Source organism: Streptomyces fulvoviolaceus, assembly GCF_000718165.1.
GTDB classification, from domain to species: Bacteria; Actinomycetota; Actinomycetes; order Streptomycetales; family Streptomycetaceae; genus Streptomyces; species Streptomyces fulvoviolaceus.
In genome coordinates, this window is sequence record NZ_JOEY01000015.1 from 18,461 (window position 1) to 38,490 (window position 20,030).

Genomic DNA, 20,030 nt, shown 5'->3' on the forward strand with positions numbered 1-20,030 from the left:
CAGGACGTCACAGTCCCAGTCCCAGTCCCAGCGCCGGTCTCAGCGCCGGTCTCAGCGCCGGTCTCAGCGCCAGTCACAGCCCCAGGTACACCTCCCTGACCCGGGGGTCGTGACGGAGGTCGGCGGAGGGGCCGGTCATGGCGACCTCGCCGTTCTCCATGACCAGGCAGTGGCTGGTGGCACCGAAGGTGAGCTTGGCGTTCTGCTCCACGAGCAGCAGGCTCAGGCCTTCCTCCCGGAGTTTCAGGAGCACGTCGAGGATGCTGCCGACGAGGATCGGCGACAGGCCCATGGAGGGTTCGTCCAGGACGAGCAGGCGGGGGCGGGACATCAGGGCGCGGCCGATGGCGAGCATCTGCTGCTGGCCTCCCGACAGGGCTCCGGCGAGCCGGTCGCGCATCTCCGCGAGGACCGGGAACAGGGCGTAGACCTCGTCGAGTTGGCGTTGTGTCTCCTTGTCCCAGGGCTTCGAGTACGCCCCCAGGAGCAGGTTCTTCTCCGCGGGCAGTCCGGGGAAGACGTGCCGTCCTTCGGGGACGTAGCCGATGCCGTGGCGGACCATGTCGCGGGCCCGGACCCTGGTCAGGTCGCGGTCGCCGAGGCGGATGCGGCCGCCGCTGCGGGGCACCAGTCCCATCAGAGCCTTGAGGGTGGAGGTCTTGCCGGCTCCGTTGGCGCCGATGATGCCCACGGACTCACCGGGCTCGACCGTGAATCCGATGGACCGCACGGCGCAGACGCCGCCGTAGTGGACGCTCAGGTCCTCGACCTTCAGGGTCCTGGCGGCATCCGCAGCGTCGGCCTTCATGAGGTGGCCTCCTTCGCGGGGCTCGGCCGCTCGGCCGACGGCGGGGCGCTCATGCCCAGTTCGGACAGGTCGGAGTCGCCGAGGTACGCCTCGATGACCTCGGGTGCGGCCACGACCTCGGCGGGCGTGCCCTCCGCGATGACCTTGCCGCTGGACAGGACGGTGATCTTCTCGCACAGGGACATGACCAGGCCCATGTTGTGCTCGATGAGGACGACGGTGGTGCCGCTGTCCCGGATGGAGCGGACGATGCGGACGAGTTGCTGTACTTCTTCGCCGTTGAGGCCGGCCGCCGGCTCGTCGAGCAGGAGCAGGCGGGGCCGGGTGGCCATGGCACGGGCGATCTCGATGCGCCGCTGGATGCCGTAGGGCAGGGAAGCGGGAGCGGCCTCGGCGAAGTCGACGAGGCCGTAGCGTTCGAGGACGGACTGGGCCGCACCGCGCAGGCGGCGTTCGCGACGGATGACACCCGGCTGCCACAGGGCGTACTGCCAGATGGTGTACGTGCGGGTGCGGTCGAGGGCGACCAGGATGTTCTCCCGGACCGTCAACTGGCCGAACAGGCGCAGGTTCTGGAAGGTGCGGGCCACGCCCGCGAGCGAGAGGGCGTAGGGGCGGGCCCTGGTGGTGTCGGCGCCGGCGAAGCGCACCGTGCCGGCGCTCGCGCGGTAGAAGCCGCTGACGACGTTGAACAGGGTGGTCTTTCCCGAGCCGTTGGGGCCGACGATGCCGCGTATCTCGCCCGCGTCGACGGTGAGCGAGACCTCGTCCAGGGCGCGCAGGCCGCGGAAGTCCTTGGAGACTTCGGCGACTTGGAGCAGGGGCCCGTCCTGCGACGGCTCGGGGCCCGGGGTGTACGGCGTGAAGGGGCGCAGTTCGGCACGGTCGTCGGAGGTGCGGCCGAAGCGGCGCCGGTACAGGTCTCGGAGGCGGGCGGGGACGCCGGCCAGGCCGGTGGGGGCGAAGACGACCATGAGGACGACGACCGCGCCGTAGCCGAGTTGGGCGTAGGTGGAGAAGTCCGAGAGCCATTCGCGGACGAGGGTCAGGCCGATGGCGCCGACCACGCAGCCGACGAGGGAGCGGCGGCCGCCGATGATGACCATGGCCAGCAGGATGAACATGTTGCCGAGGGAGAAGGTCTCCGGTGCGACGTAGCGGATCAGGCCGGCGTACAGGATCCCGGCCAGGCCGCCGTAGAGGCTGGCGAGCACGAACGCGGTCATGCGCAGGAGCGGGATCTCGGCGCCCGTCGCGCCCGCGGCCAGCGCGTCGTCCCGCATGGCGCGCAGCCGGCGGCCCAGCGAGGTGTGCACCACGAACAGGCCGAAGACGAGACCGAGGCCGAAGACGACGGCTTCCAGGTAGTAGTAGAGGTACTCGCTGGACAGGTCGACGCCGGGCAGGGTGGGCACGGGCACCCCGGAGATGCCGTCGGCTCCGCCGCTGATGTCGGCGTTGGTGATCCAGTTGATGAAGCCCAGCGCGAGGCCGAGGGTGACGATGCCCAGGTAGTGCGACTGCATGCGCAGGGCGGGGATGCCGACGAGCAGTCCGGTGACGACGGTGGCCAGGACGGCGAGGACGGCGGCCGCCCAGAAGCCGTAGCCGTTGTTGGTGGTGAGGATCGCGACGCAGTACGCGCCGACGCCGAAGAAGGCGACCTGGGCGAGGTTGATCTGGCCGGAGATGCCCATGGCCAGGCCCATGCCGATGGCGAGGAGGGCGTAGATGAGCGCGATGTCGACGACGTGGATGGTGTAGCTGCCCAGGCCGTAGGGCAGCGCCCCGGCGGCGACGACCAGAGCCAGTACAGCGGTGATGCGGGACTTCATGCGCGGCTGACCGTCCTTTCGCCGAAGATGCCCATGGGCCGGATCATGATCGCCACGGTGAAGACGAGGAAGGTCGCCAGGACCGAGTAGCCCTGGAAGTGGCCAGCGGTGTAGGAGTCGAGGACGCCGATCAGGATGCCGCCGACGACGGCCCCGTTGATGGAGCCGAAGCCGCCGAGCATGGCTGCCGCGAAGCCCTTGATGCCGAGGGCGCCGCCGAGCGAGGCGTCCACGTAGAGCATGGGGCCGACCAGGCCGCCGGCGAGGGCGGCGAGGCCCGCTCCGATGGCGAAGGCGAGGGCGTTGCTGCGGCCGACGTCGATGCCGACCGCGGTGGCCGCCTCGTGGTCCATGGCCACGGCCTGCATGGCCGCGCCGCGTTTGGTACGGGCGAGGAAGAAGCCGAGGCCGACGACGGCGAGCGCGGTGACGGCCATGACGAGCAGGTCGTACGTCCGCACGCGCACCCCGAGGATGTCCAGGGGTGCGGTGCGGACCGGGGAGGGCACGGCGCGGCCGGTGGTGCCCCAGATGAGGATGGCCACGGCCTGCAGGACGATGCCGAAGCCGATCGTGCCGATCAGCATCAGGTCGAAGTCCTTGTTCTCCAGGGGCCGCAGCACGCGTTCGATGACCAGGCCGATCGCCCCGGTGATGAGGATGGAGAGGACCATCGCGAGCGCGAAGGGGAGTTTCGCGGTGAGGTAGAAGGTGGAGGCCGCGTAGGCGCCGATCATCGCGATGTCCGCGTGGGCGAAGTTGACCAGGCCCATGGTCCGGTAGACCAGGGAGAAGCCCAGCGCGACCAGGGCGTAGACGGCGCCGAGGCTCAGGCCGCCGACCAGTGTCTGCAAGGTCTCCTGCACGACGGCCTCAGTCCTGGCGGACGAGCTTGCCGTCTTGGATGACGCCGATGCTGGTCTCGGTGATCCCGACACCGTCCGCGCCGTACCTGAACTGGCCGAGCAGTCCGTCGTACTGAGTGGCCCGGATGGCGTCGGCCAGCTTCTTGCCGGTGGCGACCTTGCTGGTCTTCAGCGCGGTGAGCAGGATGTTGGCGCCGTCGTAGGCCTTGGCTCCGTGCAGTTCCGCCTCCTCGCCGTAGGCGCTCTTGTAGGCGGCGGCGAACTTCTGGGCGGCGGGGCTGCTGTCGTTGCTGAGGTAGGGCGAGCTGACGATCGTGCCCTCTACGGCGGCCTTGCCGGCGGTGTCGATGAAGACGGGGGTGCCCTGCGGGGCGGCGCCGGCGAACGGGGCGGTGATGCCGAGGTCGCGGGCCTGCTTGACGATGAGGCCGGCCTCGACCTCTTCGGAGCCGATGAAGACGACCTGCGGCTTCTTGGAGCGGATGGCGGTGAGCGCGGCGCTGAAGTCCTTCTGGTCGGTGGTCACGACCTGGTCGGTGACCGCCTTGACCCCGAGGTCCCCCGCAGCCTTGGTGAAGGCGTCGTGCTCGCCCTTGCCGAAGGAGCCGTTGTTGGTGATCACGGCGATCTTCTTGTAGCCCTTCTCCTCGATCAGGTACTTGGCCAGCGTGGTGTCGTACGTCGTGCTGGTGGGCCCGTTGAGGAAGAGGAAGGGGCTCTTCTGCTCGACGAGGGCGTCGGCCTGGCCCGAGGTGATGTTGGGGATCTCCGCCTGCTGCAGCACGGGCGCCATGGCGACGGTGACCGCGCTCTCCGCCGTACCGATCATGGCGATGTACTTCTCGGCGGCTATCTTGCGGGCCAGGTTGGTGCCGGTGGTCGGGTCACCCTGGTCGTCGAAGGACTTCAGCTGGATCTTGCGGCCGTCGATGCCGCCCTTCTTGTTCCACTCGTCCACGGCCAGCTTGGCGCCCTTGTACTCCCAGTCGCCGAGAGAGGAGAGCTGGCCACTGCGGGCGTCCACGACAGCGATCTTGATCGGTCCGGAGTCGGACCCGGCTTTGTCGCTGTCGTCGCCGGGTGCGCTGCAGGCGGCCAGGGCCGCGGCCAGGGCGACGGCGCCGACTAGCGTGGTGCGTGGGGCCGAAGGCCGGTGGTTGCGGGGCATGTTGGTCACCTCTTGGAGACGAGTGGTGGATGAAGAGGCGTGGGGGGTCAAGCTGGGAAACGGCCGGCGTAGATGTCCTTGATGTTCCAGTGGCCGGGCGTGGGGACCGGCTCGTTGACCATCGGTACGTCGAGTACGGAGGGGCGGCGGCGGTCGATCGCGTCCTCCAGGGCCTTGCGCAGGTCGCCGGGGGCGGTCACGGCGTAGCCGTCGGCTCCGCAGGACTCGCCGTAGCGGGCGAAGTCGGGGCTGTACGGCCGGCCGTCCGCGTCCGTGAACTCGCAGCCGTAGGAACGGCCGAAGGCGGAGGACTGGAGGTCGGCGATGGTGCCGTGGGCGCGGTTGTTCATCACCACGAAGATGACGGGCGCGCCCTGCTCGACTGCCATGGGTACGGCGGGGAGTTGGGCACTCATTCCGCCGTCCCCGATCAGGGCGACCACCACCCGCTCCGGCTGGGCGAGTTGGACGCCCACGGCCGCGGCGGGGCCGAAGCCCATGGTCGAGAGGCCTCCGGGGGTGATGAAGCGGCCCTGTTCGGGCAGTTCGTAGCACTGGGCGACGCCGTTCTTGTTCCAGCCGACGTCGGTGACGAGCACGGCGTCGGCCGGGAGGGTGTCGCGCAGATCGGCCAGGATGCGCTGGGGGCGGAGCGGGAAGGCGTCGCTGCGGCCGGCTTCCTGAGCGGCGGTGAAGACCGCGCCTCGGGCTCTGGCGATCGCCTCGCGCAGGCCGGGCCGGGTCACGGCCTGCCTCCTCCGCGCACGCACTGCGGTGTCTACGGCATCCAGGGCGAGCCCGGCATCGGCCACTGCCCCAATTTCCACGGGGTAGTTGCGGCCGATCTCCGCCGGGTCGATGTCGACCTGGATCAGCCTGCTGGGCGGGAAGTTCCAGGTGTGGGCGCTCTCCCAGGAGCTCGCGTCCGTCTCGGCGAAGCGCGTCCCCACGGCGAGGACGACGTCCGCGCCCTTGGTGTGCTCGTGGGTGGTCTCCAGGCCCCAGAAGCCCGGCATGCCGAGCAGCAGCGGGTGTTGGTCGGGGACGACGCCCTTGCCCATCAGGGAGTGGGCGAGGGGGATGTCGAGGTGTTCGGCGAGGTGCAGGAGGGCGGTGCGGGCGCCGGGGTCGCGTACGCCGCCGCCGAAGTAGATCAACGGGCGTTCCGCTTGCAGGAGTTGGTCGGCGATGCGGGCGGCGGTCGGTTCGTCGAGCCCTGGGCGACCGAGGTGACCGGGCAGGGGGTGGTCGTTCGCGTACGGCCGGGCAGGCCTGCTGAACAGGTCCATCGGGACGTTGATCAGGACGCTGCCGGGACGGCCACTGGTCGCGGTCCAGAAGGCGCGCTCGGTGACGCGGGCCAGGTCCTGCACCCGCTGAACCCGCCAAGTGCGCTTGCAGAACGGGCCGTAGACTGCGCTCTGGTCGTCGTCCGCGTGGAGGTTGACCTCCTGGTGGGGATGCCGGCCGTAGTAGTACGACGGGATGTCGCCGGTGATGACGACCAGCGGGATCGAGTCGAGTGCCGCGGTGGCGACGCCAGTTACGGCGTTCATCATGCCGGGGCCGACGTGGGTGAGGAGGACGCCGGGGCGGCCGGTGGCACGGGCGTAGCCGTCGGCTGCGTGTGCGGCGGTCTGTTCGTGGCGGGCGATGACGAACTCGATCGGGCTGGGGCCGAGGGCGTCGAGGAGGGCGATGTTGGTGTGTCCGCAGGTGCCGAAGACGTACTCGACGCCGTAGGACTCGAGTTGGGCGACGAGGGCCTCCGCCGCGGTGGTCACAGTGCCTCCTTGGGCAGTTCGCGGTTCTCGCCCCAGACGGACAGGCCCCGCAGCACGAGGGTCTTGACGACGGTGTAGTCGTCGATGAGCCAGCGGGGCGCCTCGCGGCCGAAGCCGGAGTCCTTCACCCCGCCGAAGGGGACGTGGTCGAGGCGGAAGTTGGAGGAGCCGTTGACGATCAGCCCGCCGACCTCCAGACGCCGCCAGGCGGTGAGGATGCGGGTGATGTCGTGGGTGAAGAGGCCGGCCTGGAGTCCGTAGCGGCTGGAGTTGCACTGGTCGAGGACGGTGTCGAAGTCGTCGTAGGGCATGACCGCGACGAGGGCGCCGAAGACCTCGTGGACGACCACGGAGGCGTGCGGCGGCGGGTCGGCGACGATGGTGGGGGCGGCGGTGGCGCCGTCACGGGTGCCGCCCCTTACGACGGTCGCCCCCAGGTCCACGGCCTCCTTGGCCCACGTGACGACGCGTTCGGCGGCCCCCTCGTCGACCATCGAGCCGACGTCGGTGGCGTCGTCGAGCGGGTCGCCGACGACGAGTGTGTCGACGACGGCGGTGAAGGCGTCGAGGAAGTCGCCGTAGAGGCTGCGGTGCACGTAGACGCGCTGGACGGAGATGCAGCTCTGGCCGGAGTTGCTGTAGCCGGTGCGGGCGCAGACAGTGGCCGCCTGGGCGGGGTCGGCGTCCTCGCAGACGATCGTGGCGGCGTTGCCGCCGAGTTCGAGGGCCAGGCGTTTGGCACCGGCGGCACGGGCCACGGCGTTTCCGGTCGCCGCGCTGCCGGTGAAGCTGATGACGTCCACCTGCTCGGCGGCGCACAGGGCGGCGCCGATGTCGCCGTAGCCGTACAGGAGTTGGACCGCCTGCGAGGGCAGGCCGCTGTCGAGGAGGAGGGCGACGACGGCCGCGGAGGTGGCCGGGGCCTGCGGGGGTGCCTTGACGAGGGTGGTGTTGCCGGCCGCGAAGGAGGCGCCGAGTTTGTGGGCGAGGAGATTGGCCGGGGCGTTGAACGGCGTGATGGCCAGCGCCACTCCGGCTGGGGCGCGGTAGGTGAGGGCGGTGTGGCCGATGCCGGTGGGCCAGCCGGCCACCGGGAGCAACTCGCCGTCGATACGGCGGGCTTCGGCGGCGCAGACGGCGAAGGTGGCGGCCACGCGGTCGATTTCGGTGCGGCTGTCCTTGAGGGGTTTGCCCAGTTCCAGGGCCAACAGGCGGGCGAGACCGTCGCGGTGGGCGGTGGCGTTCCGGGAGGCGGCCTCCAGGATGTCGGCGCGGGCGGCGGGGGCGAGGGTGGCGACCTCGGGGGCGTAGGCGCGGGCCCTGGTGAGGGCGCGGTCGATCTCCTCGGCGGTCGCGGTGAGCGCCCTGCTGACGGTGCGGCGCAGGTAGGGGCCGGTGCGTTCCAGGGGCGGGCCCACGCCGCCCCATGCTCCGGCCACGAAGGGGAACACGTCGACGACGTCGGTTCCGTCGGAGGCCTTGAGGACCTCTTGCAGCATCACGCCTCCAAGAAAAACCACCTGGTGGTTTACATGGACTGCTGTGCGGACTGGCGTGTAACGTACGGGCGCCGGGAGGCCGTGGCAAGAGGCAGGGCGCAAGGATGTGGAGACCGGCGGTTTTCTCGGGGAGCCGGGATGTTTCCCTGGGAGGCCGCTGGGAGGCCGTTCCCCACTCGCGAAGGAGAGACCGTGGACGCCGAGCAAGGTCAGGGCGGTGTACGCAGTGTGCGCCGGGCTCTGGACATCCTGTCGCTGCTGACTGAGGATCAGCCCACCGTCCCGCTGCGCGACATGGTCGAGGCCACGGGTCTGCCGAAGACCACCGTGGTGCGTCTGGTGCAGACCCTGGAGCAGTACGGCCTGCTGTGGGCGACACCGGCCGGCTACTCGGCCGGGCCCGGGCTGTGGCGCTGGGCCCATCTGGCGCACACCAGCTGGGAGTTGCCGCCCGACACCCAGAAGCTGCTGCGGGAGCTGGCGGACCGGCGGGGCGAGACGGCGAACCTGATGATCCGCCGTGACATCCACCGGGTGTGCGTCGCCCAGCAGGAGAGCCCCCAGCCCCTGCGGCACGTGGTGCGGGTGGGCGACGAACTGCCGCTGTGGGCGGGCGCCTCGTCCAAGGTGCTGCTCATCGGCGCGACCGACGGCCTGCTGCAGCGGGTCGCCGCCGCCTCGCCGCACGGGGTGGCGCACGTGGAGCAGTTGCGGCTGTGGGCCGACGAGGCCGCGGACCGCGGCTGGGCGGTCAGCCACGGCGAACGCGACGTCGGCCTGACCGCCGTCGCCGTGCCCGTCACGACCCGCTCGGGCGTCGTGGTCGCCTCGCTCTCGCTCAGCGGCCCCACCGCACGCATCCCCGAGCGGGTGACCGCGGACTTCGCGGAAGACCTGTTGCAGGTGGCCGCGCAGATCGCCTCCCAGGGTTTCGACCATCCCCTGGGGCCGCGCGGCTGACACCGGCACACCGAGCGGCGCCGGGCTCGGCGCCCTGGAAGGAGTCGCCCCATGCACGTCCGCCCGCTGGACGGAATACGCGTTCTGGACCTCACGAACGTGCTGGCCGGACCCTATTGCAGCTATCAACTCATGCTCCTGGGCGCCGAGGTGGTCAAGATCGAGCGCCCCGGACAGGGCGACCTCGCGCGCAGCCTCGGCCCCGACCCCTCGCTCAACGACGAGGCGATCGGGGCCTCGTTCCTCGCCCAGAACGCGGGCAAGAAATCCGTCGAGCTCGACCTCAAGGACAGCGCCGACCGGACGTTCTTCGAGGAGCTGCTCACCGGCGCCGACGTCCTGCTGGAGAACTTCCGGGCGGGTGTCCTGGAGCGGATGGGCTACGACACCGACCGGCTCCGGCACCTCAACGAGCGGCTGGTCTACTGCTCCATCTCCGGCTTCGGGCACACCGGCCCGATGAGCGACGTCCCTGCCTACGACCAGATCGTGCAGGGTCTGACGGGCATGATGAGCGTCACGGGGACGCCCGAGACCGCACCCCAGCGTGTCGGCTTCCCGGTCTGCGACACCACCGGAGGGCTGATGGCGGCCCTGGCCGTCAGTGCCGCGCTGCTGCAGCGCGAGCGCACCGGACGGGGCAGCAGGCTGGACGTCTCCATGCTGGAGGTGTCCCTGTCCACGATGGGCTGGGCCGTGTCGAACTACCTCGTCAGCGGGATCCCGCCGCGGCCCCTGGGCGACCAGAACGCGACGGCCGCCCCCTCCGGCACCTTCCACACGCTCGACGGACCGCTCAACATCTCGGCCAACCAGCAGCGCCAGTTCGAGACACTGTGCCGCCTGGTGGGGGCGCCGGAACTCGTCTCCGACCCGCGCTTCGGCGAACGCGAGCAGCGCAAGGTGCACCGGGCCGAGCTCAACGCGGCCCTCGACGCGGCGCTGGCCGCGCGGCCGGCGGCCGACTGGGAACGGGAGTTGACCGCCGCCGGCGTCCCCGCCGCGCGCGTACTCACCGTGCCGCAGGCGCTGGAACAGCCGCAGCTGGAGCACCGCGGGTTCGTGGCCGAACTGGATCACCCCGGCCGGGCCGGGCAGCCGCTGCGGGTCGTGGGCAACGGGGTGCTCTTCGACGGCGAGGCCTTCGCGCCGCCGTCCCGTCCGCCGCTGCTCGGCGAGCACAACCATGAGCGGCGGCAGCTGGCCCGGCGATGGGCGTCGGCGGCGGCTTCGACCTCGGCTCCGGCTCCGACTCCGACTCCGACATCGGCTCCGACTCCGGCATCGGCTCCGACCTCGGCTCCGGCTCCGGCTCCGGCATCGGCTCCGACCTCGACCTCGGCTCCCGCTTCGCCTTCCACTCCGGCTTCGCCCTCCGCTTCGGAGGAGGCCACCGCGTCATGACGACCGCCGACGACGAAGCCGCCCAATGGTGGGCCACCGCCATCAGCCACATCGAACCCGGCAGCATCGAACTGCGCGACCGCCCCGTTCAGGAACTGATCGGGTCCGTCGGCCTGGTGGACGTCATCTGGCTCCTTCTCCGCGGCGGCCTGCCGAGCGCACGCGAAACCGCCCTGCTGGAGGCCGCGTTGGTCGCCGGTGTGGACCACGGCCCGCAGGCCCCCTCGATCGCCGCCGCGCGTATGGCGGCCACCTGCGGGGTCGGCCTCAACAACGCGATCGCCACCGGGGTCAACATGCTCGGCGACTCACACGGCGGCGCGGGCCAGCAGTGTGTGGAGATGCTGACCGAGGTCTGCAACCGCCGGCAGATGGCGGGCAGTTGGGACGAGGCCGCCCGGGAGGTAATGGCCGAGTGGCAGAGCCACTCACCCTATCTGCCCGGCTTCGGGCACCGGTTCCACCCCGTCGACCCCCGCCGCGACCCGTTGATCGCCCTGGTCCACCAGGCGGTCGCCGACGGCATCGTCGCCGGCGAGTACCTCAGCGCCGCCCTCGCCGTGGAGGAGGCGCTGCGCCTGCGCCGTACCGGAGCCCGTCCCGTGCCGATGAACATCGACGGAGCCACCGCCGTCATCTACGCCGAACTGGGCTTCCCCGCCCCGCTCGCACGCGGGCTGTTCGTGCTCAGCCGCTCCGTGGGCCTGCTCGCCCACGCCTGGGAGGAGTCCGGCCAGGGCCGCCGCAACAAGGGGCCGATCCCGCGCAGTGTGATGCCGGCCCGCCTCACCACCTGAACAAGACGCGTTCCGCCCCCTTGTCACACCCGTGGCGCGTCCCTAACGTATGGAACCGCCGATCGGCAACCACCCTACGGGTTACGCGAACCGTACAGCGGACCACGAGCCGCACCGCTCCTCCCTCCCCCACTGCCTGCACCCCGGCCTCTTCGCCATTCAGCCTGGTCAGGTACATGCCACGAAAGAGGGATCATGGACAGACGCAGCTTTCTCACCTCGACGGCCGCCGGGACGGCGGGCACGGTCGCCCTGCTCGGCACCCCCGCCGCCCAGGCCGCCGAGAAATCCAAGGACGGCCTGGCGCTCCCGGTGCCCGCCCAGTCGCACGCGGCCACCGGCAAGGACCACCCCAAGGCCGGCGGCAACCTCGGCAACCACAGCTACTCCTCGCTGAAGCGGATCACGACGGCCAACGTCCGTGACCTGGGCGGGGCTTGGCACATCAACCTGGAGGGCGGCTCCACCGCGGCCCACCAGCAGTGCGCGGTCATCGCGCAGGACGGTGTCCTCTACGTCGTCACCACCCAGCAGAACGTCTTCGCCGTCGACGGCCGTACAGGGGCGGTCCGTTGGAAGACCAGCGTCGGCACCGAGACCACCAACATGCGCGGTGTCGCCCTCGGCGAAGGGCTGGCCTTCACCATCTCCGGCGCCAACATCGTGTACGCGCTGGACCGGCAGACCGGCGCCGTCGTGTGGACCCGCGAGCTGCTCGTCGAGGACCAGGGCGACCCGGGCTGCGACCCCGAGAGCGGTCAGTGCGGGGGCAGTTCGGGCGGTCTGGCGGGCGCGGTCGTCTACTGGGACGGCCTGATCTACATCGGCACCGAGGGCAGCACCGCCGGTGCCCGCGGCCGTGGCTACGCGCTCAAGGCGTCGACCGGCGAGGTCGCCTGGACGTTCTGGGGCACCCCGGGGCCCGGCGAGTACGGGCACGACACCTGGGAGGGCGACTCCTGGAAGACCGGCGGCGCCGTGTGCTGGATCCATCCCGCCGTCGACCCCGAACTAGGCCTCGTCTACTGGACGTTCGGCAACCCCTATCCCCGCACCGACGGCTCCTCCCGGGCCGGTGACAACCTCTTCGGCAACTGCCTGGTCGCCCTCGACGCCAAGACGGGCGAACGCCGCTGGCACTTCCAGTCCGTCCACCACGACATCTGGGACTACGACAACGTCATGTCCCCCGTCCTCGCCGACCTGTTGATCGAGGGGAAGAAGCGCCGGGTCGTCGTCTACGGCAGCAAGACCGGCATGTACTACATCCTCGACCGCGTCACGGGAAAGCCGGTCCACGGCATCGAGGAACGCGCCGTACCCCAGCACGCGGCGCAGAAGACCGCGCCCACGCAGCCCTTCCCGGGCGGCGAACCCTTCGTCGAGACCGAACCCCGCTTGGACAAGGCCACCCGGCCGGTCCCCTTCTACCCCACCGGCGGGATCTACGAGGTCTTCTGGGACCGGGCCACCATCCTCTTCCCCGGCGCAGGCGGCGGCGCCGACTGGGCCTTCCCCTCCTTCAGCCACCGCACCGGCCTTCTCTACGTCGGCTACGGCCTGGTCAACTCGGCCTACTCCAACACCCACGGCGGCCGCGTCAACACCGCCCGCCCGCTGGGCGAGTACTTCGCCGGGGGCCTCGCCGCGGTCGACCCGCGCACCAACACCCTCGCCTGGCGCCGGGAGGGCGACTGGTCCCTCGCCCACGGCAACGGCGTACTCAGCACCGCCGGCGGCGTCCTCTTCCAGGGCCGCCCGGACGGGATCCTGACCGCCCTGGACGACCGCGACGGCCGTCAGTTGTGGAGTTGGCAGTGCGGGGCCGGGGTCAACACCAGCCCCCTGACGTACGAGATCAACGGCGAGCAGTACGTCGCCGTCCTCGCCGGCGGCAACTGGCTGCCGTATCCCGACATCCCCAAGGGCGACCACCTGTGGGCGTTCAAGCTCGGCGGCGAGGTCGGACCCGCCACCGCCCCCACTCCCCCGTCCCGGCGCAACCAGATCCGCACCGCCGCCGTCACCGGCGAGACCGCCGGCAACACGGTCACCCTGGGCCGCATCTGGAGCAGCGCGACGCAGACCCCCGGGACGACGGAGAACCTGGTGGCCCAGAACGCCATGGCGCCCCAGCACCTGGCCGTTCCGAAGGGAACGGCGGTCACCTTCACCAACCCCTCGGACAACAGGTCCGCGCACGGCGCCGTGTCGTTCTTCGAGGCCGAGTTCGACACCGGCCTGCTCATGCCGGGCGAGTCGTACACGTACACCTTCGAGACGCCCGGCGAGTACTTCTACAACGACCCGGTCGCTCCCCAGAACACCGGCAAGATCGTCGTGAGCTGAGGAAGGGCACTCGACCATGAGATCAAGAGCCAGATTCGCCACCCTGGGCATCACACTCGCCCTCGCGGCCACCGCCACCCTCAGTTTCGCCCAGGGCCGCGTGGGCCAGGGCGCGCAGGAACTGGGCGACCCGGACTACGGCGTGTGCCGTGGCGTCAGCTCCCGCTGCTATCACGACTGGGGCAACTTCGACCCGGCCCAGGGCTACAAGGTCCTCCTCTACACCCGCACCGCCGGCCCCCGCCACGCCAACCTCGGCCCGGCTCTGGCCACGGGGTTGAACCCGCCGCTCACCGCCGCGAACGTCGTCCAGAACGCCGTACTCAAGATGGGTACGGACAACGACTTCCAGGTCGACTACACCGAGGACGTCACCCAACTCGCCTCCCCGGCAACCCTGTTCAAATACAACGCCGTCGTCTTCTACTCCACCAGCCGCGACACCCTCGACGACGCCGCGCAGACCTCGCTGCGCCAGTACGTCCGGGGCGGCGGCGGCTTCGTAGGCATCCACAACGCCTTCGGTACGGAGTACAACTGGCCCTGGTACGAAGGCCTGTTGGGCGGCGCGAACTTCTACGACCACGGCCCCGTGCAGGCCGGCACCGTGCACACGGTGGACCGCAAGGACGCCTCCACGAAGGCGTTGCCGTCCACCTGGACCTTCACCGACGAGTGGTACAACCTCGTCCCGGCCCCCTCCCGGGTCCGCGTCCTGGCCGAGGTCGACGAGAGCACCCTGACCGAGGGCGTGACCGGCAACTACCACCACCCCGGCCACGGCGAGCGGCATCCGGTCGCCTGGTGCCAGTACTACGACGGCGGCCGCGCCTGGCTGACCACCCTGGGCCACGACGCCCGGGACTTCTCCACCGACGGCTCCTTCCCCGGCGCCGCCGAGTTCCAGAAGCTGATCCTGGGCGGCATCGAGTCGGCGATGGGGAAGGAGCCCTTCTGCCGGTAGAGCACCGCAGTCGCTTCAGAGACCTTGCCGGAGTCCGCGGTGGGCGAGGAGGGACGCCCGGATCTCCCCGGCCCGCACCGCAGTCGTGGACAGGAGGGTCGAGGTCAGGCCGTGGGTGTGTTCGGTGGCGCCCTGGAGGTAGATGTCGGCCAAGACGTGCGGGGCGGTCGCCACGCGGTGGTCGCGGCCGACCTGGAGAGCGTCCTCGTCGTCGCGCAGGCAGAGCTTGCCGAGCTCCCCCAGGCGGTCGGCTATGCCCTGCGGCTGGTAGCCGGTGGCGTAGACGAGCAGGTCGGCGGCGAGGACCTCGCGTTCACCGGTCGGCAGGAACTCGACCGTCACCTCGACCTCGTCCGCGTGGGCCTCGACCTCGCGGATGCGGGACACGTTCATCATCCGCAGCCGCTGCCGGCCCTGGACCTTCTCCTGGTACATCGTGCGGGACAGGGACTCGATCAACTCCATGTCGACCACGGAGTAGTTGGTGGTGCGGTGGTAGTCGAAGAGCGACTGCTTCACGTCGCGGGGCGCGCCGTAGTACAGGTCGACGGCCTCGGGGTCGAAGATCTTGTTGGCGAAGGGGCTGTCGTCGGCGGGGGTGTAGCCGTACTTGGCGAACACCGAGCAGATCTCGGCGTCCGGGAAGCCGCGGTGGAGGTAGTCGACGGCCTCGGCGGCACTCTGGCCCGCGCCGAGGACGACGGCTCGGCGCACCGGCCCGCCGGAGCGTTGGAGTTGTTCCACTCGTGGCAGCAACTCGCTGTTGTGCCAGACGCGTTCGGTCAGGGCGGCGCCGGGCGGCAGGTGCGGTTCGAGGCCGGTGGCCACGCAGAGGCTGCGGGTACGGCGGACGGTGAGCCGTTCGGGGGCGGCGGGGTCGCGGCTGAGGACGTCGAAGCAGCGGATCTCGCCGTCCTCGGTGACGGGTCGTACGGCGACGACCTCGGCGGAGTACTCGACGAGGTGCGCGACCCGGGCGGCGGCCCACTCGAAGTAGTCGTGGAACTCGATGCGCAGCGGGAAGAGTGTCTTCAGGTTGAGGAAGTCGACCAGCCTGTCGCGGTCCCGCAGATAGCAGAGGAAGCTGAAGTCGCTGGTGGGGTCGCGCATCGTCACCAGGTCCTTGAGGAAGGACACCTGCATGGTGGCGTCGTCGATGAGCATGCCGCGATGCCAGCCGAACCGCGGTTGCCGTTCGAGGAATCCGACCCTCAGCGCCTCCCCGTCCGGGGACCTCGCGGAGTGTTCGTGGAGTGCGATGGCGAGTGCGAGATTCGACGGTCCGAATCCGATCCCGAGGACGTCGTACACGGAGTCCGGCCCGCTCTGCAGTGTCGTCACCGCGTCATCGCCTCCCGTAGGCGGGGGTTCACAGGATCCTCAAAGTGGGACCACAGCCTCCCCCAAGCAGGCATATGTTAGATAAGGTAAGCCTTACCTAGCAATGGCTGAGGAGGGCTCATATATGCGAGTCGTCATGTTCGGTTACCAGACCTGGGGACACCGGACGCTGCAGGCTCTGCTGCACTCCGGACACGAGGTGGTCCTGGCGGTGACCCACCCGCACAGCGACCACGCGTACGAGAGGATCTGGAGCGACTCAGTGGCCGACCTCGCCGAGCAGAACGGCGTACCGGTGCTGTTGCGCAACCGTCCCGACGACGACGAACTGCTCAGCACCCTCAAGGAAGTCGATCCCGACCTCATCGTGGCGAACAACTGGCGCACCTGGCTGCCGCCGGAGATCTTCGACCTGCCCCCGCACGGCACCCTCAACATCCACGACTCGCTGCTGCCCTCCTACGCCGGCTTCTCCCCGCTCATCTGGGCGCTCATCAACGGCGAGAAGGAGGTCGGCGTCACCGCCCACCGCATGGACGCCGAGCTCGACATGGGCGACATCCTGCTCCAACGTGCCGTACCCGTCGGGCCGTCGGACACCGCGACGGACCTGTTCCACCGCACGGTCGACCTCATCGGCCCGCTCGTCACCGACTCCCTGGAGCTCATCGACTCCGGCAAGGCGGTGTGGACGCCGCAGGACCGCTCCCGGTCGAGCTTCTTCCACAAGCGGTCCCTGACCGACAGCGGGATCAACTGGACCTGGTCGGCAGAGGAGTTGGAGCGTTTCGTGCGGGCCCAGTCCGATCCGTACCCGAACGCCTTCACCCACCACCGCGGCAACCGTCTGCGGATCGTGTCGGCCGCGGTCTCCGAGGGCCGCTACGGCGGCACACCGGGCCGGATCTTCATCCGCGAGGGCGACGGGGTCGTCATCGTCGCCGGTGCCGAGGCCCGTTCAGGTCGTCTGCCCGGGCTGGTGGTGAGGCGGGTACGGACGGAGGACGGCACGGAGTACGCCGCGACCGACTACTTCCGCACGATGGGCGGCTATTTGACGGACCGTCCGTAAACCACGTCCGCCGCCCGCCCCTCGCCTTCGTGGTGCCGCCCCATCGGCACCACCATCGGCGTCCCGCTCACCGGGTCCTCGCCGACCACGCATCGCAGCCCGAAGACGTCCTCCACCGTCGCGGCGGTGACGACCTCGGCGGGGGTCCCCTCGGCTGCGATACGGCCGGCCTTCATGGCGATGACGTGGTCGGCGTACCGGCAGGCCTGGTTGAGGTCGTGCAGCACCATGACGACGGTGCGGCCCTGGTGCCGGTTCAGGTCGGTGATCAGGTCGAGGACGTCGATCTGGTGGGCGAGGTCGAGATAGGTGGTCGGCTCGTCCAGGAGCATCACCGGGGTGTCCTGGGCGACCGCCATGGCGATCCAGGCCCGCTGCCGCTGTCCGCCGGAGAGTTCGTCGACGGCGCGGTGCGCGAGGTCGGTCATCGACGTGGCTCTCAGTGCCGCGTTCACGGCCTGCTCGTCGGAGCTCGACCACTGCCGCCACCAGGTCTGGTGCGGTGAACGGCCGCGCCCCACAAGGTCGATGACCGTCAGCCCCTCGGGCGCGAGGGGCGACTGCGGGAGGATGCCCAGCTGCTGGGCGAGGGTGCGGGTCGGGATCGAGTGCACCGAGCGTCCGTCGAGCAGGACGGTGCCGGCCTTGGGGGTGAGCAGCCGGGCCAGGGCGCGCAGCAGGGTGGACTTGCCGCAGGCGTTCGCGCCGACGACCGCGGTGATACGGCCCGGCGGGATCGCCAGATCGAGATCGTCCACGACGATCCGGTCGTCGTACGCCAGCCGCAGGCCCTCGGCCCGCAGATCGGGGCCTTCGCCCGCCGGGCGCACGCCGTTCTCCTTCGACACGTCTTCAGCCTCCTGAACCGGCGCGGTTGGCGCGGACGAGCAGCCACAGCAGGACGGGTGCGCCGAGCACACCGGTGACGATCCCGACGGGAAGCTCGGTGTCCGGGACGAGCTTCCGTGCGATCAGATCGGAGCCCAGGACCATCACGGCGCCGGTCAGCCCGGCGGCCACGGGCGGGGGGAAGGCCGTCCCGCACAACCGCTGGGCGATCTGGGGCGCGGCCAGCGCCACGAAGGCGACCGGGCCCGCGGTCGCCGTCCCGAAGGCGACGAGTCCGACGGCGACGAGCAGTACGGCGATCCGGACGACCTGCACCCGTGTCCCGAGCCCCCGGGCCACGTCGTCCCCGAGCTGCAGGATCCGCATCTGGCGGCCGAGCAGCAGGGACACGGGGAGCAGGACGGCCATGGTCAGGGCGAGCGGACCGATCTGGTCCCAGGTGCGGCCGTTGAGGTTGCCGACGAGCCAGCCGAGCGCCGCCTGCGCCTGGAAGCGCTGGCCGCGGGCCATGAGGTAGTCGGTGGCGCTGGTGCAGATCCAGGCGACACCGACGCCCACGAGGACGATCCGGTAGCCGGTGGTGCCGCGCTTCCAGGCCAGGGCGTACACCAGCAGCCCGGCGGTCAGCGCGCCGAGCAGGCCCAGGGCCTGGGTGCTCATCCCGGCGTCCCAGCCGAGGACGATGCCCGCGACGACCGCCGTGCCGGCGCCCTGGGTGATGCCGATCATGTCGGGGCTGGCGAGCGGGTTCAGGGTGACCGTCTGGAGGAGGGCGCCGGAGACGCCGAACGCGATGCCGACGAGCAGCCCGGCGAGGGCGCGCGGCAGGCGCAGTTCGTGGACGATCAGCTCGGTGCCGGGGTCGCCGGTTCCGGCGAGGGCCTTCATGACGTCGGTCAGCGGGATGGGGATGTCGCCGACTGAGGTCTCTACGCAGAACGCCAGGAAGGCGGCGGCCGCGAGTGCCAGGCATACGGCGAGCATGCGGGGGCGCAGGATGCCGGAGATCGGCGGGGTGGGGAGTCGGAAGGGGACGCGGTCCGGGGCGAGGTGAGTCGTCATGGGGTTACGGCTCCTTCGTCTTCGGCTGCGGGTCCGTTGTGGCTGGTCGCGCCCCGCGGCGGAGCCGCAAGTCGACACAGCCCCGCGCCCCTTGGGTCGGTTGCAGCCCTGCACACCATCAGCGTCCCGCCGAACATCGCGAACTCCCTCGTCATCGCCTCACAGCTCCGCAAGTCGGCGCCTGCGGACCAGCGCGATGAAGAACGGCCCCCCGACGAACGCGACCAGGACTCCGGCCTGGATCTCCACCGGCCGGGCCAGCAGCCGCCCCGCGATGTCCGCGGCCAGCAGCAGGCAGGGCGCGAGGACCGCCGACAGCGGCAGCAGCCAGCGGTAGTCCGGGCCGATGCCCGCCGACTGGGCCAGGACGCGGGCGATGTGCGGCACGACCAGGCCGACGAAGACGACGGGTCCGATGACGGCCACCGCTCCGCCGGTGAGCAGTGTGACGGCGATGACGCCCTGGATGCGGATCAGCCCGAGCTTGAGCCCGAGGGACTTCGCCACGTCGTCGCCGAGCGCGAGGCTGTTGAGGGCGGGTGCGCAGGCCAGGGCGAGGACCGCGCCGACGGCGAGGAACGGCAGGACGCGGAGCAGGACCCCTTCGTCCTGGCTGGCCAGCGAGCCCGCGGACCAGAAGCGGTAGCGGTTGAGGGCGTCCGGGTCGGTGAGCGCGACGGCGCTGGTCAGCGAGAACAGCACGGAGGTCACGGCGACACCGGCCAGGGCGAGCTTGACCGGGGTGGAGCCCGACCGGCCCAGCCCGCCCAGGAGGTAGACCAGGACGCTCGCGGCGAACGCTCCCGCGAAGGCGAACCAGACGTATCCGTAGACGGAACCGATCCCGAGGACGCCCACCGACAGCACGACGGCGAAGGCCGCACCCGCGCTGACACCGAGGATCCCGGGATCGGCCAGCGGGTTGCGGGTCAGGGCCTGCATCAGCGCGCCCGAGAGGCCCAGGGCGGCTCCGGTGGCGAGGCCGAGGGCGGTGCGGGGCAGCCGTACGGACCAGATCACGGTGTCGATACGGGAGTTGGGCGGATCACCGAGCAGCGTGTGCCAGACCTGGTCGAGGGGGACGCCGAGCGCGCCGTACGCCATCGACAGGGCGCACAGCGCGAGGAGCGCCGCGCCACTGAGCGCGAGCAGGAGTACTGCGCGGGGGCGCATCGCCGCCCGGACCGCCGAGGTCCCCACGTCAACTTCCTTAGCTGAGGCTGGCCTTAACTGTAGGACGACTCCGGCAACCGTCCCACCCCCTGCCGTATC

Annotated in this window: 16 protein-coding genes; 6 read left to right on the forward strand and 10 right to left on the reverse strand. The window is 70.6% G+C overall.

Annotated features, from left to right (window positions below; all coding sequences use genetic code 11):
* Positions 1-73: 73 nt before the first annotated feature.
* From IG08_RS0117145 to IG08_RS0117170, 6 genes are read right to left on the reverse strand one after another with little or no spacing between them, the layout of a single operon-like run.
* Positions 74-808 carry an ABC transporter ATP-binding protein gene (locus IG08_RS0117145; protein ID WP_030602466.1) on the reverse strand — a complete coding sequence of 245 codons (735 nt, stop codon included), beginning with the start codon at positions 806-808 and terminating at the stop codon, positions 74-76.
* Positions 805-2,643: a branched-chain amino acid ABC transporter ATP-binding protein/permease gene (locus tag IG08_RS0117150; protein ID WP_052424745.1), complete on the reverse strand. Its 1,839-nt coding sequence runs from the start codon at positions 2,641-2,643 to the stop codon at positions 805-807. The genes IG08_RS0117145 and IG08_RS0117150 overlap by 4 nt, the downstream gene beginning before the upstream one ends.
* Positions 2,640-3,509 carry a branched-chain amino acid ABC transporter permease gene (locus tag IG08_RS0117155; protein WP_030602473.1) on the reverse strand — a complete coding sequence of 290 codons (870 nt, stop codon included), beginning with the start codon at positions 3,507-3,509 and terminating at the stop codon, positions 2,640-2,642. Before IG08_RS0117155 ends, IG08_RS0117150 begins: the two co-directional genes overlap by 4 nt.
* A 7-nt stretch (positions 3,510-3,516) precedes the next feature.
* Positions 3,517-4,677, reverse strand: a complete 1,161-nt coding sequence (locus tag IG08_RS0117160) for an ABC transporter substrate-binding protein (protein ID WP_030602476.1) — start codon at positions 4,675-4,677, stop codon at positions 3,517-3,519.
* A gap of 47 nt (positions 4,678-4,724) precedes the next feature.
* The gene (locus IG08_RS0117165) at positions 4,725-6,461 is read right to left on the reverse strand and encodes a thiamine pyrophosphate-binding protein (protein WP_030602478.1); all 1,737 of its coding nucleotides are present in this window, start codon (positions 6,459-6,461) and stop codon (positions 4,725-4,727) included.
* On the reverse strand, positions 6,458-7,960 hold the full coding sequence (locus IG08_RS0117170; protein WP_052424746.1) for an aldehyde dehydrogenase family protein: 1,503 nt from the start codon (positions 7,958-7,960) through the stop codon (positions 6,458-6,460). Before IG08_RS0117170 ends, IG08_RS0117165 begins: the two co-directional genes overlap by 4 nt.
* Before the next feature lie 192 nt (positions 7,961-8,152).
* Here IG08_RS0117170 and IG08_RS0117175 point away from each other — a divergent pair, with 192 nt between their 5' ends.
* The 5 genes from IG08_RS0117175 (at position 8,153) to IG08_RS0117195 (ending at position 14,434) form a co-directional block, all read left to right on the forward strand.
* Entirely contained in the window at positions 8,153-8,920 is a 768-nt protein-coding gene (locus IG08_RS0117175; protein WP_030602484.1) for an IclR family transcriptional regulator, read from the forward strand.
* Between the two features lie 51 nt (positions 8,921-8,971).
* Positions 8,972-10,324 carry a CaiB/BaiF CoA transferase family protein gene (locus IG08_RS0117180; RefSeq protein ID WP_063757778.1) on the forward strand — a complete coding sequence of 451 codons (1,353 nt, stop codon included), beginning with the start codon at positions 8,972-8,974 and terminating at the stop codon, positions 10,322-10,324.
* Positions 10,321-11,121, forward strand: a complete 801-nt coding sequence (locus IG08_RS0117185; RefSeq protein WP_043454576.1) for a citryl-CoA lyase — start codon at positions 10,321-10,323, stop codon at positions 11,119-11,121. Before IG08_RS0117180 ends, IG08_RS0117185 begins: the two co-directional genes overlap by 4 nt.
* Before the next feature lie 195 nt (positions 11,122-11,316).
* Positions 11,317-13,470, forward strand: a complete 2,154-nt coding sequence (locus IG08_RS0117190; RefSeq protein ID WP_052424748.1) for an outer membrane protein assembly factor BamB family protein — start codon at positions 11,317-11,319, stop codon at positions 13,468-13,470.
* A gap of 16 nt (positions 13,471-13,486) precedes the next feature.
* On the forward strand, positions 13,487-14,434 hold the full coding sequence (locus IG08_RS0117195) for a ThuA domain-containing protein (RefSeq protein WP_078655627.1): 948 nt from the start codon (positions 13,487-13,489) through the stop codon (positions 14,432-14,434).
* 15 nt (positions 14,435-14,449) lie between these two features.
* On the opposite strand, the gene IG08_RS0117200 is transcribed toward IG08_RS0117195, so the two are convergent.
* Positions 14,450-15,775, reverse strand: coding sequence for a lysine N(6)-hydroxylase/L-ornithine N(5)-oxygenase family protein (locus tag IG08_RS0117200; protein ID WP_030602499.1), 1,326 nt, complete (start codon positions 15,773-15,775; stop codon positions 14,450-14,452).
* A 124-nt stretch (positions 15,776-15,899) separates the two neighbouring features.
* Here IG08_RS0117200 and IG08_RS0117205 point away from each other — a divergent pair, with 124 nt between their 5' ends.
* Positions 15,900-16,847 (forward strand): methionyl-tRNA formyltransferase, encoded by a 948-nt coding sequence (locus IG08_RS0117205; protein ID WP_030602502.1) that lies wholly within the window; start codon positions 15,900-15,902, stop codon positions 16,845-16,847.
* Here the strand turns inward: IG08_RS0117205 and IG08_RS0117210 are convergent.
* The 3 genes from IG08_RS0117210 to IG08_RS0117220 all read right to left on the reverse strand — a co-directional run bounded on the left by IG08_RS0117210 (position 16,826) and on the right by IG08_RS0117220 (position 19,958).
* Entirely contained in the window at positions 16,826-17,695 is an 870-nt protein-coding gene (locus IG08_RS0117210; protein ID WP_052424749.1) for an ABC transporter ATP-binding protein, read from the reverse strand. The genes IG08_RS0117205 and IG08_RS0117210 overlap by 22 nt on opposite strands.
* Before the next feature lie 4 nt (positions 17,696-17,699).
* Positions 17,700-18,758 (reverse strand): FecCD family ABC transporter permease, encoded by a 1,059-nt coding sequence (locus tag IG08_RS0117215; RefSeq protein ID WP_030602507.1) that lies wholly within the window; start codon positions 18,756-18,758, stop codon positions 17,700-17,702.
* Between the two features lie 159 nt (positions 18,759-18,917).
* Positions 18,918-19,958 carry a FecCD family ABC transporter permease gene (locus IG08_RS0117220; protein WP_043454523.1) on the reverse strand — a complete coding sequence of 347 codons (1,041 nt, stop codon included), beginning with the start codon at positions 19,956-19,958 and terminating at the stop codon, positions 18,918-18,920.
* Positions 19,959-20,030: the final 72 nt, after the last annotated feature.

What these genes read in the sequence shown, in the direction of transcription:
- IG08_RS0117150 (WP_052424745.1), bottom strand. Translation starts at nt 2,643, where the DNA reads ATGAAGTCCCGCATCACCGCTGTACTGGCTCTGGTCGTCGCCGCCGGG.
- IG08_RS0117195 (WP_078655627.1), top strand. Translation starts at nt 13,487, where the DNA reads ATGAGATCAAGAGCCAGATTCGCCACCCTGGGCATCACACTCGCCCTC.
- IG08_RS0117215 (WP_030602507.1), bottom strand. Translation starts at nt 18,758, where the DNA reads ATGACGACTCACCTCGCCCCGGACCGCGTCCCCTTCCGACTCCCCACC.
- IG08_RS0117145 (WP_030602466.1), bottom strand. Translation starts at nt 808, where the DNA reads ATGAAGGCCGACGCTGCGGATGCCGCCAGGACCCTGAAGGTCGAGGAC.
- IG08_RS0117180 (WP_063757778.1), top strand. Translation starts at nt 8,972, where the DNA reads ATGCACGTCCGCCCGCTGGACGGAATACGCGTTCTGGACCTCACGAAC.
- IG08_RS0117170 (WP_052424746.1), bottom strand. Translation starts at nt 7,960, where the DNA reads ATGCTGCAAGAGGTCCTCAAGGCCTCCGACGGAACCGACGTCGTCGAC.
- IG08_RS0117160 (WP_030602476.1), bottom strand. Translation starts at nt 4,677, where the DNA reads ATGCCCCGCAACCACCGGCCTTCGGCCCCACGCACCACGCTAGTCGGC.
- IG08_RS0117205 (WP_030602502.1), top strand. Translation starts at nt 15,900, where the DNA reads ATGCGAGTCGTCATGTTCGGTTACCAGACCTGGGGACACCGGACGCTG.
- IG08_RS0117185 (WP_043454576.1), top strand. Translation starts at nt 10,321, where the DNA reads ATGACGACCGCCGACGACGAAGCCGCCCAATGGTGGGCCACCGCCATC.
- IG08_RS0117190 (WP_052424748.1), top strand. Translation starts at nt 11,317, where the DNA reads ATGGACAGACGCAGCTTTCTCACCTCGACGGCCGCCGGGACGGCGGGC.